9 protein-coding genes are annotated in these 13,627 nt (G+C 56.5%); 2 read left to right on the forward strand and 7 right to left on the reverse strand.

Going from position 1 to position 13,627, the window contains the following annotated elements; translation table 11 throughout:
* Positions 1-155: 155 nt before the first annotated feature.
* Positions 156-1,442, reverse strand: a complete 1,287-nt coding sequence (locus tag FOE74_RS20620; protein WP_149100540.1) for a UDP-N-acetylmuramoyl-tripeptide--D-alanyl-D-alanine ligase — start codon at positions 1,440-1,442, stop codon at positions 156-158.
* A gap of 40 nt (positions 1,443-1,482) precedes the next feature.
* On the opposite strand from FOE74_RS20620, the gene FOE74_RS20625 reads away from it, so the two are divergent.
* On the forward strand, positions 1,483-3,720 hold the full coding sequence (locus FOE74_RS20625; RefSeq protein ID WP_149100541.1) for a T9SS type A sorting domain-containing protein: 2,238 nt from the start codon (positions 1,483-1,485) through the stop codon (positions 3,718-3,720).
* Between the two features lie 319 nt (positions 3,721-4,039).
* Here FOE74_RS20625 and FOE74_RS20630 read toward each other — a convergent pair whose 3' ends face one another.
* Positions 4,040-4,819: an amidohydrolase gene (locus FOE74_RS20630; protein WP_149100542.1), complete on the reverse strand. Its 780-nt coding sequence runs from the start codon at positions 4,817-4,819 to the stop codon at positions 4,040-4,042.
* Positions 4,820-4,934: 115 nt separating this feature from the next.
* Between FOE74_RS20630 and FOE74_RS20635 the strand changes: the two genes are divergently transcribed.
* Positions 4,935-5,474, forward strand: coding sequence for a 5' nucleotidase, NT5C type (locus FOE74_RS20635; protein WP_225840916.1), 540 nt, complete (start codon positions 4,935-4,937; stop codon positions 5,472-5,474).
* A gap of 515 nt (positions 5,475-5,989) precedes the next feature.
* Here FOE74_RS20635 and FOE74_RS20640 read toward each other — a convergent pair.
* The 5 genes from FOE74_RS20640 to FOE74_RS20660 form a co-directional block, all read right to left on the reverse strand.
* Positions 5,990-7,138 (reverse strand): pyridoxal phosphate-dependent aminotransferase, encoded by a 1,149-nt coding sequence (locus tag FOE74_RS20640; RefSeq protein ID WP_149100543.1) that lies wholly within the window; start codon positions 7,136-7,138, stop codon positions 5,990-5,992.
* Positions 7,139-7,192: 54 nt separating this feature from the next.
* Entirely contained in the window at positions 7,193-7,771 is a 579-nt protein-coding gene (locus tag FOE74_RS20645) for a uracil-DNA glycosylase family protein (RefSeq protein ID WP_149100544.1), read from the reverse strand.
* A gap of 401 nt (positions 7,772-8,172) precedes the next feature.
* Positions 8,173-9,144, reverse strand: coding sequence for a hypothetical protein (locus FOE74_RS20650; RefSeq protein WP_149100545.1), 972 nt, complete (start codon positions 9,142-9,144; stop codon positions 8,173-8,175).
* Positions 9,145-9,648: 504 nt separating this feature from the next.
* On the reverse strand, positions 9,649-10,053 hold the full coding sequence (locus FOE74_RS20655) for a response regulator (RefSeq protein WP_149100546.1): 405 nt from the start codon (positions 10,051-10,053) through the stop codon (positions 9,649-9,651).
* Positions 10,054-10,078: 25 nt separating this feature from the next.
* Entirely contained in the window at positions 10,079-13,546 is a 3,468-nt protein-coding gene (locus FOE74_RS20660; protein ID WP_188687095.1) for a PAS domain-containing protein, read from the reverse strand.
* Between the last annotated feature and the right edge of the window lie 81 nt (positions 13,547-13,627).

A 13,627-nucleotide genomic window follows, 5' to 3' on the forward strand; every position in this document is an offset into this window, starting at 1 on the left:
ACGGCCTTGAGAAAAAGAAAAAACCTCACAGGTTTTCAAAACCTGTGAGGTTTAAGACAGCTCCAAAGACCTCGTAGTGTGCGCAGCTCCTACGAGTGTCTCCGCCATTTGCGTTTCAGCCTTGTTTTGCCCAAATCTCCCCTAAAACAAAGGCCTTACAACAAATCCACCAGTGTCTCTAAGCCAATGCCGCGGGAGCCTTTGATCAGGACGTGGCTGTTTCTGATGGGGTGGTCTGTGAGCCATTGCACCAGCGCGCTTTTCTCAGCGAAGTACCGGAAATCAGGGTTGACCTCGGCGGCGTAACGCATTTCCTTGCCGCAGAGAAACACCTGCGTGAAGTTCTGCTGGTTTAACTGTTCGCCCAGGGCGCGGTGCTCGGGCTCGCTTTCCTGGCCCAGTTCCAGCATATCGCCTAAGATCACTACCTTGGGTTCGCCGGCCATCTGCCCGAAGTTAGAGACAGACAAGGCCATGGAACTGGGGTTGGCGTTGTAGGCATCCAGCAGAATGGTGTTGGTGTCTTTCTGCACAATCTGCGAACGGTTGTTGGTGGGCATATAGCCGGCAATGGCCGCATTGATCTGCTCATGCGGCACCCCAAAATACTGACCGATGCAGGCCGCCGCCATCATGTTCTCAAAGTTGTAGGAACCCATCAGGTGCGTGTGTACTTCCTGGCCGTTGGCGGCGCGGTACACCACCTGCGGGGCGGCCTGTAACAGCTCAGCAGAATAATCGTCTTCGGGCTGATAATAAGTTACTTTGGTGGGGATTCTGCGTACCATGCGCATGAGGTGTTCGTTAGAAGTATTCACGAACACGGTGCCGTTGGCTTTGTCCAGGTGCAGGTAAAGCTCACTCTTGGTGCGGGCCACGCCCTCCAGACTCCCGAAGCCCTCTAAATGCGCCTTGCCAATGTTGGTGATGAGGCCGTGGGTAGGCAGCGCGTACGAGCAGAGCTCTGCGATGTCGCCAGGGTGGTTGGCGCCCATCTCAATGATGGCTAGTTCATGCTCGGGCTGGATGCTGAGCAGGGTGAGTGGCACCCCGATGTGGTTATTCAGGTTGCCTTTGGTGCAGAGCACGTTGAATTTCTGGCTCAGGACCGCGTTGATGAGTTCTTTGGTGGTGGTTTTGCCGTTGCTGCCCGTGATGCCAATGATGGGGATGTCCAACTGGAGCCGGTGGTGCAGCGCCAGCGCCTGCAAGGCCTTCAGCGTATCTTCCACCTGAATGATGTGGGGACCGGTGATGGCCGGGTCCTGCACCACCGCGTACCGGGCGCCTTTTTCCAGGGCCATTTGCGCAAACTGGCTGCCTTTGAAATTGGGGCCGTCTAACGCGAAAAAAAGCGTGTTCTCTTGTTCGGCCCGGGAATCTGTGCTTACTTTCCGGCACTCCAGGTATTTTTGATACAGGTGCTCCACTAGCTCCGCCATAGTTTAGGTAGTATTGCTTTTACGTCTAGGATACGAATAAATGAATCGAGCATTAAAGGTACTAGCCTTTTTTTTAACTTGGATAGCCTGGCCCGGGCAATCGCTGTGGGCGCAGGCACCTATCCGGCTGCAGGAAGCCGCGGGGCCTACGGTCCAATCTCAGGGGGGGCAGCAAATGCGTCTGCCGTGGGCCGGAGGGTTCAACAGCCCGCAGTTCTCGGCCATTGACCTGAACCAAGACGGGCAGCAGGATCTGTTCGTCTTTGACCGCAGCTCACAGCAGGTGACCACCTATCTGGCCGTGCAAACAAACGGCACCTGGACGTATCGGCACGCGCCGCAGTATGCCAGCGCCTTCCCCAAAGGGCTGCGGTTCTTTGCGCTGCTCCGCGATTTCACCTGTGACGGCCTGCCTGATCTTTTCACCGCCACCAACCTGGGCGTCGCGGTATACACCAATATTTCCTCGGCCAGTTCAGGCCCCCGTTTCAACCTCACGCACCCCGTCCTGAACTTCAACACCGACGCCAACCTGCTGGTGGGGGCTGAAGATATGCCGGCTATTGTGGACATGGACGGTGACGGTGACCTGGATATCCTTTCCTGGGAGTGGTCACAGGGCACCGTGCTGGAGTATTTCCGGAATGAGCAGGTAGAGCAGGGCCTTCCCTGCGGAACCCTCAAATTCACCCGGGCCTCGTCTAAGTGGGGACAGGTGACCCGCTGCGTGGGGACCTGCAACAACTACCGCTTCAACAACGAGACCTGCCCTTCTACCCACCATATTGGCGGCTCCAGCGTGCTGCCCTTAGACCTGAACGCCGATGGGGTGCTGGATCTGCTGGCAGGCCATGACGATTGCCCCGATCTGGTCAGCCTGTTCAATACCGGCACCACCCTGCAACCCAAGATCACCAGTGCCGAGTACAACCTGCCGCCGTTCATCACGGGGCCGCAACTAAGTGTCTTCCCGGCCGCCTATTACCTGGATGTCACCTTTGACAAAATCCCAGATCTGGTGGTAGCACCTAACATGACCTCCAACTCGCACCAGAACGTGGACCTGAAGAATTCGGTGTGGGTGTACCCCAATACCGGAACCGCCCAGAACCCCAGGTTCGAGAGCCCGCGCCAGCCATTCCTGCAAGATCAGATGATAGATGTAGGAGAGGGCGCCGCTCCCGCCCTGGCCAAAATTAGCGGTACTGAGGTGTTGGATCTGGTGGTGGGGAATACCGCGGTGTTGGAGAATGGCCGCTATTCCGCTTCTATTGCGTTTTACCAAAACAAGGGCACAAACAGCCAGGCTGTTTTTGAGGCGACAGACCCCGACTACCTGGGGTTCTCGGCCCAGAACCTGCTTTCCCTCAAGCCCCAGTTTCTGGACCTGAACGCCGACGGGAAAGTTGATCTTGCCTGGAGCGCCTATCGGCCCGCTACCAATTCCATGGAATTCAAATATGTGCTGAACCAGGCCGCATCTGGGCAATCCGCGCAGTTTTCCCTGGCTAATGCCGTCACCGTGCCCGGTCTCCTGCTTTTCAGGGGAGACACGCCGTACCTGTATGATGTAGACAAAGACGGCAAGGTGGATGTGCTCATCGGCCGGTCTTCCGGGGGCCTTACCTATTTCCGGAACACCGGTACTTCCACGGCACCTACTTGGTCGCTGGTGACCGATGCGCTGGGCGGCATTGGGGCCAACGGAGAGCGGCGGCGCCTGCAGGTCACCGTAGCCGACCTGAACCAAGACGGGCAACCAGATTTGCTTACTACTGATGACAGCGGTCAGCTGCGGGCGTACCCCGGTTTTCAGGCCCATGTTTCCGGCACGTTTCCGCAGGAACAGGACATTTTCTGGCAACCCCTGGCGCAGCAGTACGGGATTGCCAATTTCGGGGCCGGCATGATCCTGGCCGCGGCCAACCTGGACCAGGGCACGAACCAACTGCCGGAGATTCTGGTAGGCACCCACGCCGGGGGGCTTCGGTTCCTGAAAGCCATCTCAGAACCCCTCAGCGTGCCCAACCCCACAGAGGATGCCCTGGCCGTGCAACTGTTCCCCAACCCGGCTGACCAGGTGGTGCAGCTACTCACCCAAAAGAACGCCACCTACCAGTTGCACAACGCAGCCGGGAAATTGATAGGGCGGGGGAAAACAGAGGCAGGGCAACCCCACACCATCTCTACCAAAGCCTTGGCCGCCGGACTTTACGTGGTGCGGGTGCAAACCGCCGACGAACGTATCGTGACGCATAAACTGGTGGTGCGGCATTAAAAACCAAAGCCTGTTTCAGGACTGTTTCTTGCAAAACAGCCCTGAAACAGGCTTTGGCAACTTCAGTGAGGCGACAGCCTCAGGAAAGAATGGCGTTTAGTTGACGGTTGTCTAGTTCGCCCACAAGATCCTTCCAGGATGACAAAAGGAGAGGAGCAGGATTTCTGAGGAGATTACTAGGGAGGACTATCCTTACCGCCTTCCTTCATCCTCCATCCTTCTCTCAATCATTCATTCATTCATTCATTCATTCATTCATTCATTCATTCATTCATTCATTCATTCATTCAATCTCTCCATCACTCAATCATTCAATAATTCAATCAACCCCCAGCGTGAACGCGTCGGCGTCCAGGTGCCAGGGGAGTTTCTGGCGGGTTTCTTCCAGGTGCTGGCGGGATAGGGTGATGGTGGTGACGGCTTCCTCGTGTTCATGGTGGGCCAGTTCCTCGCCCAGGAGGTTGTAGGCGGCGGAGTCGCCGGCGTAGGCGTGGCCTTTGGCATCAATGCCAACGCGGTTCACGCCTATGCAATAGGCCAGGTTCTCAATGGCGCGGGCCTTCAGGAGCGTTTGCCAGGCCAGGCGGCGGCGGTCGGGCCAACTGGCAATGTAGATGAGCACGTCATACGAGATGGGCGTGTTTCTGGACCAGACCGGGAACCGAAGGTCATAGCACACCAACGGGCAGATATTCCAGCCTTTCACCTCCACGATCAGTTTCTGGGTGCCGGGCGAATAGGCTTCGCACTCCCCGGCCATTCTAAAGAGGTGACGCTTGTCATAGTGGGCGTAGGTGCCGTCAAGGCGCATCCAGACCAGGCGGTTGTAGTACTGGCCGTTCTCTTGGATGATGAGGCTGCCCATGACCACCGCATCGCGCTGTTGCGCCATCTGCCGCATCCAGGCCACAGAAGGTCCGTCCATTTCCTCGGCCAGGGCCGGGGCATCCATGCTGAAACCGGTGGTGAACATCTCGGGCAGAATGATCAGGTCCGTTTGGGGCAACTGTTCTATCTTGGCTTGGAAGTTAGCGCGGTTGGCGGCGGCATCATGCCAGGCAAGGTCTAGCTGGAGAAGGGAAACGCGGAGGTCCGTCATTGTTAATCTGGAATTAAGAATCAGGAATTAATTGCGGTTTTCTGGGAACAGGCTAACCTATTCCTTACCACCTACGATAAAGGTAGGTACTTACGGTTACATCAAACAATCCCCCATGGAGATTCAAAAGAAAAAGATTGCCATTGACATGGACGAGGTCATGGCTGACCCCATTGAGAAATTCATCAACCTATATAACCAGGATTTCGCCCTGGACCTGAAGCTGGAGGCGCTGCACGGAAAGGAAATCTATGAGGCCGTGCCGCCTGAACACTCCGACAAGGTCTGGGAATACATCAACGCCGAGGGGTTCTTCCGAGACCTTACCGTCATCCCAGACAGCCAGGAAGTGATCAAAGCCCTTACCGAGAAATACGAGGTATTCATTGTGAGCGCCGGCATGGAGTTCCGGAATTCGCTGATCGACAAGTTCGACTGGCTACAGGACCATTTCCCGTTCATCAGTTGGCGCAACTACGTGCTTTGCGGCGACAAAAGCATCATTGGGGCCGACATCATGATTGATGACCGCCCCAAGAACCTGATCACCTTCTCCGGCGAGCGCAAGCTCCTCTTTACCTCGCCGCACAACGTGAACATCCTGGAATTTGAGCGCGTGAGCACCTGGCAAGAAGTAGCCGAGAAACTGCTGTAATGGTAAGGTTGTTTTAGAGCTGTTTTGAACCTGTTTAGTAAAGGAACCGCCACTAACTCTTGCCCTTGCTGCGTGTTTTCACCAGCAAGCGAAAAGGCTCCTGCGTCTGGATCGTTGGCCTCTGGGAACACCAACAATGGCGGCTGGGCTGTTTATTTTTGTTCTGTACTAAACAGGTTCATACCGCGAAAAGGGTTTGAAACGTAATTGAAGCAATTCCTCCTATTTTGTCATCCTGAAAGGATCTTGTGAGCGGACTAGAAAAGCAGGAGTCTAACAGCCATTGCCGTAGTGGTGAAACGGAAAAGCTGTGGGCACAGACACTCGCAGGTCTGAAAGACGCTGCGAGGTCTTTTGAGCAAGCGAAGTTGTTCTTGGTTGCTAGCCGTTGTTGGTGTTTTCACCAACAACCAGAAAGACACCTGCTCCCAAAAGGACAACTGCATTGGAAAGGGCAACCATAAGGGATTGCCCCTACAACTCAGGACTCAAGACTCAGAACTCAGAACTCGAGCTTACAACCGGCTTAGCCGGTTGGCAGCGGCCCGTAGCGTTTCTTCCATCTTAGCGAAGCAGAACCGGATCACGCCATTGTCTACGGCATTGTGGTAAAAAACCGAGACCGGGATCACTGCCACGCCCGCTTCTTTGGTGAGCCACTGGGCGAATTCCACATCTGGTGCTTTGGAGATCTGGCGGTAGCGCGCCAGCTGGAAGTAGGTGCCGGCGCAGGGCAGCAACTCAAATTTGGAGGGCTGCAACAGGGAGGCGAATAAATCCCGCTTCTGCTGGTAAAACTGCGGCAGGGAAAGGTAGTGCTCGGGGTGGTCCAGGTAATGGGCCAGGGCGTGCTGCAGGGGCGTGGCGGTACTGAAGGTGAGGTACTGGTGTACCTTCCGGAATTCAACCGTTAAGGCCGCAGGCGCGATGCAATACCCCACTTTCCAGCCGGTGGTATGGTACGTCTTCCCGAAGGAGGAAACCACGAACGCCCGCTGGGCCAGCGCCGGTACCGTAAGCACACTCGCGTGCGGCTGCCCGTCAAAGACCATGTGCTCATACACTTCGTCGCTGAGGATCAGGAACGGGTGCTGTTCAGAGAGGCGCGTGAGGGCCTCCAGGTCGGCTGCCTTCCACACCGCGCCGCTGGGGTTATGCGGGGAATTGATGATGAGCAGCCGTGTCTTAGGGGTCAGGCTTTCGGCCACTTTTTCCCAATCCACGCTGAAATCAGGAAACCGCAGAGGCACGAACACCGGCACGCCGCCGCTCAGCTCAATGGCGGGCACATACGAATCATAGCAGGGTTCCAGCACCAGCACCTCATCGCCGGGTTGCACCACGGCGGCAATGGCGGCAAACAAGGCCTCGGTAGCGCCAGACGTGACCGTGACCTCCAAGTCTGGGTCGCAGGCATGGCCGTAGAGCTGCTGCGTTTTCTGGCTGATTTTCTGCCGTAGCAGCAAAAGACCGGGGCTAGGAGCGTATTGGTTGTGCCCGGCCCGCATGGCCTCTGCCACCAACTCCACCAACTCCGGCGGGCAGTCAAAATCCGGGAACCCCTGCGACAGGTTGATGGCCCCGTGCTGCTGCGCCAGCTGGCTCATGGTAGAGAAGATGGTGGTGCCTACGGTAGGTAGTTTGCTTTGCAGAGAAATGCCCATGGTGCGGTTTTTAGCCTGTTTTGGTGAAAATAAAGAAAAAACGGTTCCGTCTGGTTAGGTGGGAACCGTGCTTTGCACAATTTCCTGCAGGGTGGGCACCACCTCGCGCTCAAACCACGGGTGCCGCTTAAACCAGGCAATGTTGCGGGGCGAGGGGTGGGGCAGCGGCAGGTAACGGGGCAGGTACTCTTGCCAGGCTTCCACGGTCTGGGTAAGGGTGGCCTTGGCGGCCGAACCCAGGAAAGCCCGTTGGGCGTACGTGCCAATGAGCAGGGTGAGCTTGATGTTGGGCAGCAGCGGCAGCAACTGCGGGTGCCAATGCCGGAAACACTCCGGCCGGGGCGGAAGATCGCCTGACTTGCCGGTGCCCGGGTAGCAGAAGGCGGTGGGCACAATGGCCACGTGCGCCTCATTGTAGAATGCATCGGGCGTGAGCCCGAGCCAGGAGCGCAGGCGTTTGCCGCTCTGGTCATCCCACGGAATACCGCTGGCGTGGACCTTGGTGCCGGGCGCCTGCCCCACAATGAGCAACTGCGCCGTAGCAGAGGCCCGCAGCACCGGGCGGGGGCCGTGCGGCAAGTGCGCGGCGCACAACTGGCAGGCTCTGATCTGGGGAAGCAGTTCTTCTAGCATGGGACGTGGTTTTAGGGCTTGCTTACATTTTGATTTTGTAGGCGAAAAAGGCCAGAGGGAGGTTCTGCGGAAGCGTTTTTTGAGCCGCGTAGCAGCGCTATGGGGCGAGAAAAAAGCAAACGCAGGTTCTTGCTATGGAATTTTGCAGCGCAAAAGACAAATTTAAGCATGCTCTTAGGGCTAATTTCAGGAAAAGCGGGCAAAAACGGGTAGCAAAAAAGAAGCCGATGCGCTGGGCACCGGCTTCAATTATTCTGTGAAGGTGGTTTTTACGTGTCCAGTAGCCCCTCTGTGGTAACCTCGTCTTCAGGGAATGCCCTCAGAAGCAGGTAAGAGGCGGCCACGCTGGTGACGGCAATAGCGATCATCAAGGCTTTCATAGGCTTGCTGACGTCCAGTGGTTAGTAGCGCCGCGGGTTGTGGTCGCGGTTGTAGTGCCGTGAATCATCATCACCTGAATCCGTCTCATCTGACCACCGGGGACCTCTTTCCGTGCCTCTGTCCTGGGGGGAACGGTATTCGTGGTCATGGCGGCGGCTGTCGTGGTCTGGTTGGCTTTGGTCTGAGTTGCGGTTGAACAGGTTCCGCACGCCGTGCTTCATGTCTTGCCAGGCTTCGCGTACGCCTTCGCCCATGTCGCCTAATACATCGCCTTTGTCACGGTCTGCGCGGCGGCCGTTGTTGTCCGTGTAGCGGTGCTCGTCGTACCAGGTGTGGTTGCCGCTGCCGTAGCGGTAGTCATCATCTTTGTACCGGCTGCGGCCGCCCGGCCAGTCATTGTAGGGGTTGTCATCTGGGCGGGGAAGCTCGGTGCGCACGCCCCGTGATTCCATGTACCCGCCGCGGTAGTAGTTCTCATTGGTGTCATCTCTGCGGCGTTGCTCAGAGATCCGGTTGTCTGGGTGCACATTCTCATGCCCCTGGCCATACGAATCCTGGCGGGCCGAATAGTTGCCGCGGCCGTCTCCGTGCGAGGAATAGGTGCCGCTGTTCTGGCTACCGGCAAAGCCCCGGCCTTGCTGCGGCCCGGAGTAGGTGCTGTTCCCGCGGCCGTCCCCGTAGTTCAGGCTGTCAGGGTTGCGGTACGCGCTGTATTCCTGTTGGCCGTAGTGTTTGCTCAGGCTGGCACCCCGGTCTGCGTTAGACGTACGCTCATGCGTGTCTTCTGGGAAGTGGCTGTGGGTCTGGTTGCTGTACCCGGTATGGAAATGGTTGCCGGCGTCCCAGTGGCGGTCTTCCGGACGGTGCTGCTGCTGCGGGTTCTGCTGGTGCCTCTGCTGGTCGCGTTGGTATAATTCCCGGCCCCGTTGGTGGTTCTCGGCGTCACCGCCCTGGCCAGGTCTGATGTACTGGTTTCTTTTATTTTCCTCCATGATTGTATCATTTAAGTAGAAAAAACAATGCCTCTGGTTAGAGAGGAACACAGACCTATGTACGATACCTTGGCCAGAGAGTTAAGCTGCTGATTCTTTCTGCCTCAGCGTGAGGGTGAACCGAAAGCCCCCCTGGCCCGGGCAGAACCTTTACCGCCGAATGCAGTATGGAGGGGAAGTAAGACTTTTAGCGTACTTTTTATGAAACGGTATTTACCCCTGCTGGGCGTTTTTTTCTTGTTTTTTCTGGTGATCTCTGGGTTTGCGCATGGGCAGGCCAAAAGCATTCAAAAAGTACCGGCAGCCCAAGCGGGTTGCCTTCCTGCGCCGGCTGCGGTCCTGGTACCCTGATTCCCTTTTCTCTTCCTTTTCCTTAAAACGGCCCCTAAACTACCCGTAGAAAACTTTCTGCCGGCAGCGGTGTTGGCTCTCTTGTGCCCTACAGAAGAAACGGCGGCCTTGTCTTAGACAAGGCCGCCGTTTCAGGTCTGTTTTATTCTAACCTCAGGCAAAGTGCGCCGCCAAGATCTCGCGCACGTGGGCTTCTTCCAGGGGTTTGGAGATGTGCTGCTCCACGGCATTGTACTTCTTGAGCTTCTCCAGGTCATAGAAGCTGGCCGAGGAAGTCAGCATCATGACCACAATGCAGTTCTGGGTGGTTTCCGGCAATTGGTGGTATTTGTCCAGGAACTCAAAGCCATCCATCACGGGCATTTTGATGTCCAGGAACATGAGGTCTGGCAGCGAGGCTCCCTGGGCAACGGCATTGTTCAGGAACGTAAGCGCTTCTTCGCCGTTGTTGACCACCTCAATGCGCTCCGCAATCTCCATACGGGTGAGCAGGCGCTTGTTCAGGAAATTGGTGGTTTCGTCGTCGTCAACCAATAAAATCAGGTTTAACCTTTTCATAGGACAAATATAGAAAGCGCGTACGCTAATGGATGCTGTTTTTCAAATAAATGGTGAAGGTGGTGCCCTGGTTCACCTGGCTTTCCACCTGAATGCGGCCCCCGTTCTTCTGCACAATGCGGTTTAGGATGTACAGGCCCAGGCCAGATCCTTCTACGTGGTTGTGGAAGCGTTTGAACATCTGGAACATCTTGGCACCGTGTTTCTCCAGGTCCATGCCCATGCCGTTGTCCTGTACCGTGAGCACCGTGTAGTCCTGCTGGCGGCAGGTGTGCAGATGCACGCTGGGCGGGCGCTCCGGGGACCGGTATTTCACGGCGTTGCTGATCAGGTTGTAGAAAATGCTCTTCAGGTTCACGCGGGAAAAGAAAAGCTGCGGCACCTGGCTGAAATCATGGGTAACCTGCGCCCCTGAATTCTGGATCAGGTCCTGGATACTGAGGCGTACTTCGTCCACCAACTCCAGGAGGTCTATTTCTTCCTGGTGCGCGTCTATTTCCTTCTGCACTTTCACGATCTCTGCCAGGTCTGAGATGGTGGCGTTGATCTGCTTGAGCGATTTGTTGAACATGTTGATCAGGAGCGGCGCGTCTGGGTCATGGAACGTGGCTCCTTTGGTGAGCTCCTGAAAGATGCTGGCCATGTTGATGATGGGCAGCTTAAGGTCATGCGAGGCGGTATAGACAAAGCTGTCCAGGTCTTCGTTGATGCTGCGGAGCTCGCGGTTGGTCTGCTCCATGAGCGCTTCATTGCGTTTCTGGTCTTCTATCTCCGTACAGGTGCCAAACCACATGGTGATGTTGCCTTCCTGGTCCTGCTGCGGAAGGGCGCGCGCCAGAAACCACCGCCACTCGCCGTCTGAAGCCCGTTTGAAGCGGTACTCCACTTCATAGGGCTCACCGGTGCGCAGGGAGTGGTTCCAACGGGCAAATGCCCTTTCCTGGTCGTCTGGGTGCAGGAGGTTGTTCCACATGCGGGTGCCCTTGCTGGCTTCCACGTCATAGCCGGTGTACTCCACCCATTGCTTGTTGAAGTAGTTGTGGTAGCCGTCTGGGGTGGTGGTCCAGACCAACTGGGGCATGCTGTCTGCCAGGAACTGGAAATTCTGGATGCTTTCCTGCAGTTCCAGGAGCATCTTTTTCTGGTCCTGGATATCAGTGTGGGAACCTACCCATAAGGTTATGCTGCCGGCTTCATCGCGCATGGGCACCGCCCGTACCAGAAACCAACGGTACTCTGCACTGTTTTTGGTGCGCCAGCGGTTCTCTACCATGTAGGGCTCCCCGGTGGCCAGGGAATGGGCCCAGTGGGTATGGGTGATGCCCAGGTCATCTGGGTGGATGAAATGCTCCCAGCCCCAGCCAGTCAGTTCTGCCTGCGTGGTGCCCAGATAGTCATACCATTGGCGGCTATAGTACTCCACGTAGCCGTCTGGCTTGGCCGTAAAGGTCATGTGGGGCAGGGCATCCAGAATCCTGAGGGTGCGTTCATGCGAGACCTGCAGTTCCTGCGCCAGTTGGGCGGCCTCGTTCTGCACCCGCACCTGCTCGGTTACCTCTACAATCAGGATCATGATGCCTTCCACGGCGTGGTGCTCATTGAAGAGGGGTTGGTACATGAAATTGAAGTATCCCAGTTCCAGTTCCCCCGTGCCGTGGCGGTCCAGGTACGCTGGGGTCTCTGACCCTAGATGCAATTCGCCGGTGGTGAAAACCTCCTGGATGATCTCAAAGAAACCCTGCTCCTCCAATTCTGGGAGCGCTTCCCTAAAAGGCTTCCCAATGGTGTCTCGGTTGCCCACCAGTTGTTTGAACTGGGGGGTGGCAAAGTCAACGGTCCAGTTGCTGCCTTTGAGCACGGCAAACTGCACCGGCGCCTGCGATAGCATGCGCTTGACGTACTCATCGCGCTCCTGCAATTTCTGCTGGATGTCTTTTTGCTCCTGGATATCAGTGTCTACCCCTATCCATGCTTTGATAGTGCCTTCTTCATTCTTCAAAGGGGTGGCCCGCATGGTAAACCAGTGGTACTCGCCGTCAGAGGCCCGTTTCAGGCGGGCTTCGTTCAGGTATTCCTGGCCGGTGCGCAGGGCGGTAGTCCAGTTGTGAATGGTGGATGCCAGGTCATCTGGGTGCACCACCTTGTCCCAGCCCTCATCTGGCCCGGTGTTGCCGGTGTAGGCGTACCAGGCTTTGTTGAAGTAGTAGATGGTACCGTCTGCGTGGGCTACCCAGGCAATCTCAGGAATGCCTTCCAGCAGGGCGCGCACGTGCTGCTCGCTGGCTTTCAGGTCCGCGGCATACTGGTTTTTCTCGGTGAGGTCCAGCATGGCCCCAATCATGCGCCGGGGCGTGCCGGCCTCGTCACGCGACACCACGCCCCGGTCAAAGATGTCTGCGTAGGTGCCGTCTGCTTTCCGGAAACGGTATTCGTCTTGCCAGTTGGTGCCGCCGTTGTCAATCACCTGGTGAATGCCTTCCACTACCCGTTCCGCATCTTGGGGGTGCAGGCGGCCGTACCAGGAGTTGATGTCGTGCTCTATTTCTTCTTCCTTATAGCCAAAACTGGTCTTAAACCCGTTGTTCCACCAGATGGAGTCATCTTTCAGGTTCCAGTCCCAGATCACGTCATTGGTGGCGGTGGCCAGCAGCTCAAACCGCTTCATGTTCTCCTTCGCCAGCCGTTCGTTTTCCTGCTGGGGCGCAATGTCAATGATGGTGCCCAGCATGCGGTAGGGGTTTCCTTCCGCATCATACAGGATATAGCCGTGGTCCATGACATGGGTGTAGGTGCCATCGGCTTTCAGGAAACGGTATTTGCCAGTCCAAGATTTTTCTTTCTTCCTGACCACCAGGTTAAGGCTGTCGCGCAACTGCTCATACTCTGCGGGGTGCACACGGGCATCCCACTGGTCTGGGCTTTCGCCCTGGGCCGAGACGGGGTACCCAAAAAGCTGCGTGAAATTATCTCCCCAATAGAATTTGCCACTTTTCACGTCATAGTCCCAGGAAGCGCCGCCAGACGCCTCTACAAACGCCCGCAGACTGCCCTGGGTGATCTCTTGCTCCTCCCGCTGTCTGTGTAGCTCTGTTACATCTACCACGTGGTGGAGAAGGTAGAGCACCTCGCCCTGGGCATTGAGAACGGGCTTGTTGTAGGGGTGCCAGTATTTTTCCTCAAAGCCATCGCTCTGCGGACGGGGAACGTCATAGCGTTGAAGCGCCATCTTATGCGGCACCTTGTGGTCTCTGGCAAACTCCAATGACTGCTTGAGGTTGAGCACGCCTTCTGGTTTTTCCAGCTGGGGATTAGCTGGGAAGACCTCAAAAAGGTACCTGCCCAGGATAGACCGGTCTTTGAACGTGGCGGCCAGGTAAGCATCAGTGGCTTCCAGAATGGTGAGGTCAGGCGACAGGACCAGGTAAAGCCCGGGCAAAGCCTGGACAATGAGCGCCAAGTCAAGGGGAGGGGCAGACGTGGGAGAAGACATCATGTGCATTAAAGCATTGAATTCTGGAAAAGATGCCCTGGGGATTTCCCGGTAGCATAGGTATCACCGGAACGCGGGTTTAAC

This window comes from Rufibacter glacialis (assembly GCF_008271745.1).
In the GTDB taxonomy this organism is placed as follows: Bacteria; Bacteroidota; Bacteroidia; order Cytophagales; family Hymenobacteraceae; genus Nibribacter; species Nibribacter glacialis.

Excerpts from the sequence above, each read along its gene's own strand:
- FOE74_RS20660 (WP_188687095.1), bottom strand. The coding sequence starts at position 13,546 with ATGATGTCTTCTCCCACGTCTGCCCCTCCCCTTGACTTGGCGCTCATT.
- FOE74_RS20630 (WP_149100542.1), bottom strand. The coding sequence starts at position 4,819 with ATGACGGACCTCCGCGTTTCCCTTCTCCAGCTAGACCTTGCCTGGCAT.
- FOE74_RS20625 (WP_149100541.1), top strand. The coding sequence starts at position 1,483 with ATGAATCGAGCATTAAAGGTACTAGCCTTTTTTTTAACTTGGATAGCC.
- FOE74_RS20645 (WP_149100544.1), bottom strand. The coding sequence starts at position 7,771 with ATGCTAGAAGAACTGCTTCCCCAGATCAGAGCCTGCCAGTTGTGCGCC.
- FOE74_RS20655 (WP_149100546.1), bottom strand. The coding sequence starts at position 10,053 with ATGAAAAGGTTAAACCTGATTTTATTGGTTGACGACGACGAAACCACC.
- FOE74_RS20640 (WP_149100543.1), bottom strand. The coding sequence starts at position 7,138 with ATGGGCATTTCTCTGCAAAGCAAACTACCTACCGTAGGCACCACCATC.
- FOE74_RS20650 (WP_149100545.1), bottom strand. The coding sequence starts at position 9,144 with ATGGAGGAAAATAAAAGAAACCAGTACATCAGACCTGGCCAGGGCGGT.
- FOE74_RS20635 (WP_225840916.1), top strand. The coding sequence starts at position 4,935 with ATGGAGATTCAAAAGAAAAAGATTGCCATTGACATGGACGAGGTCATG.
- FOE74_RS20620 (WP_149100540.1), bottom strand. The coding sequence starts at position 1,442 with ATGGCGGAGCTAGTGGAGCACCTGTATCAAAAATACCTGGAGTGCCGG.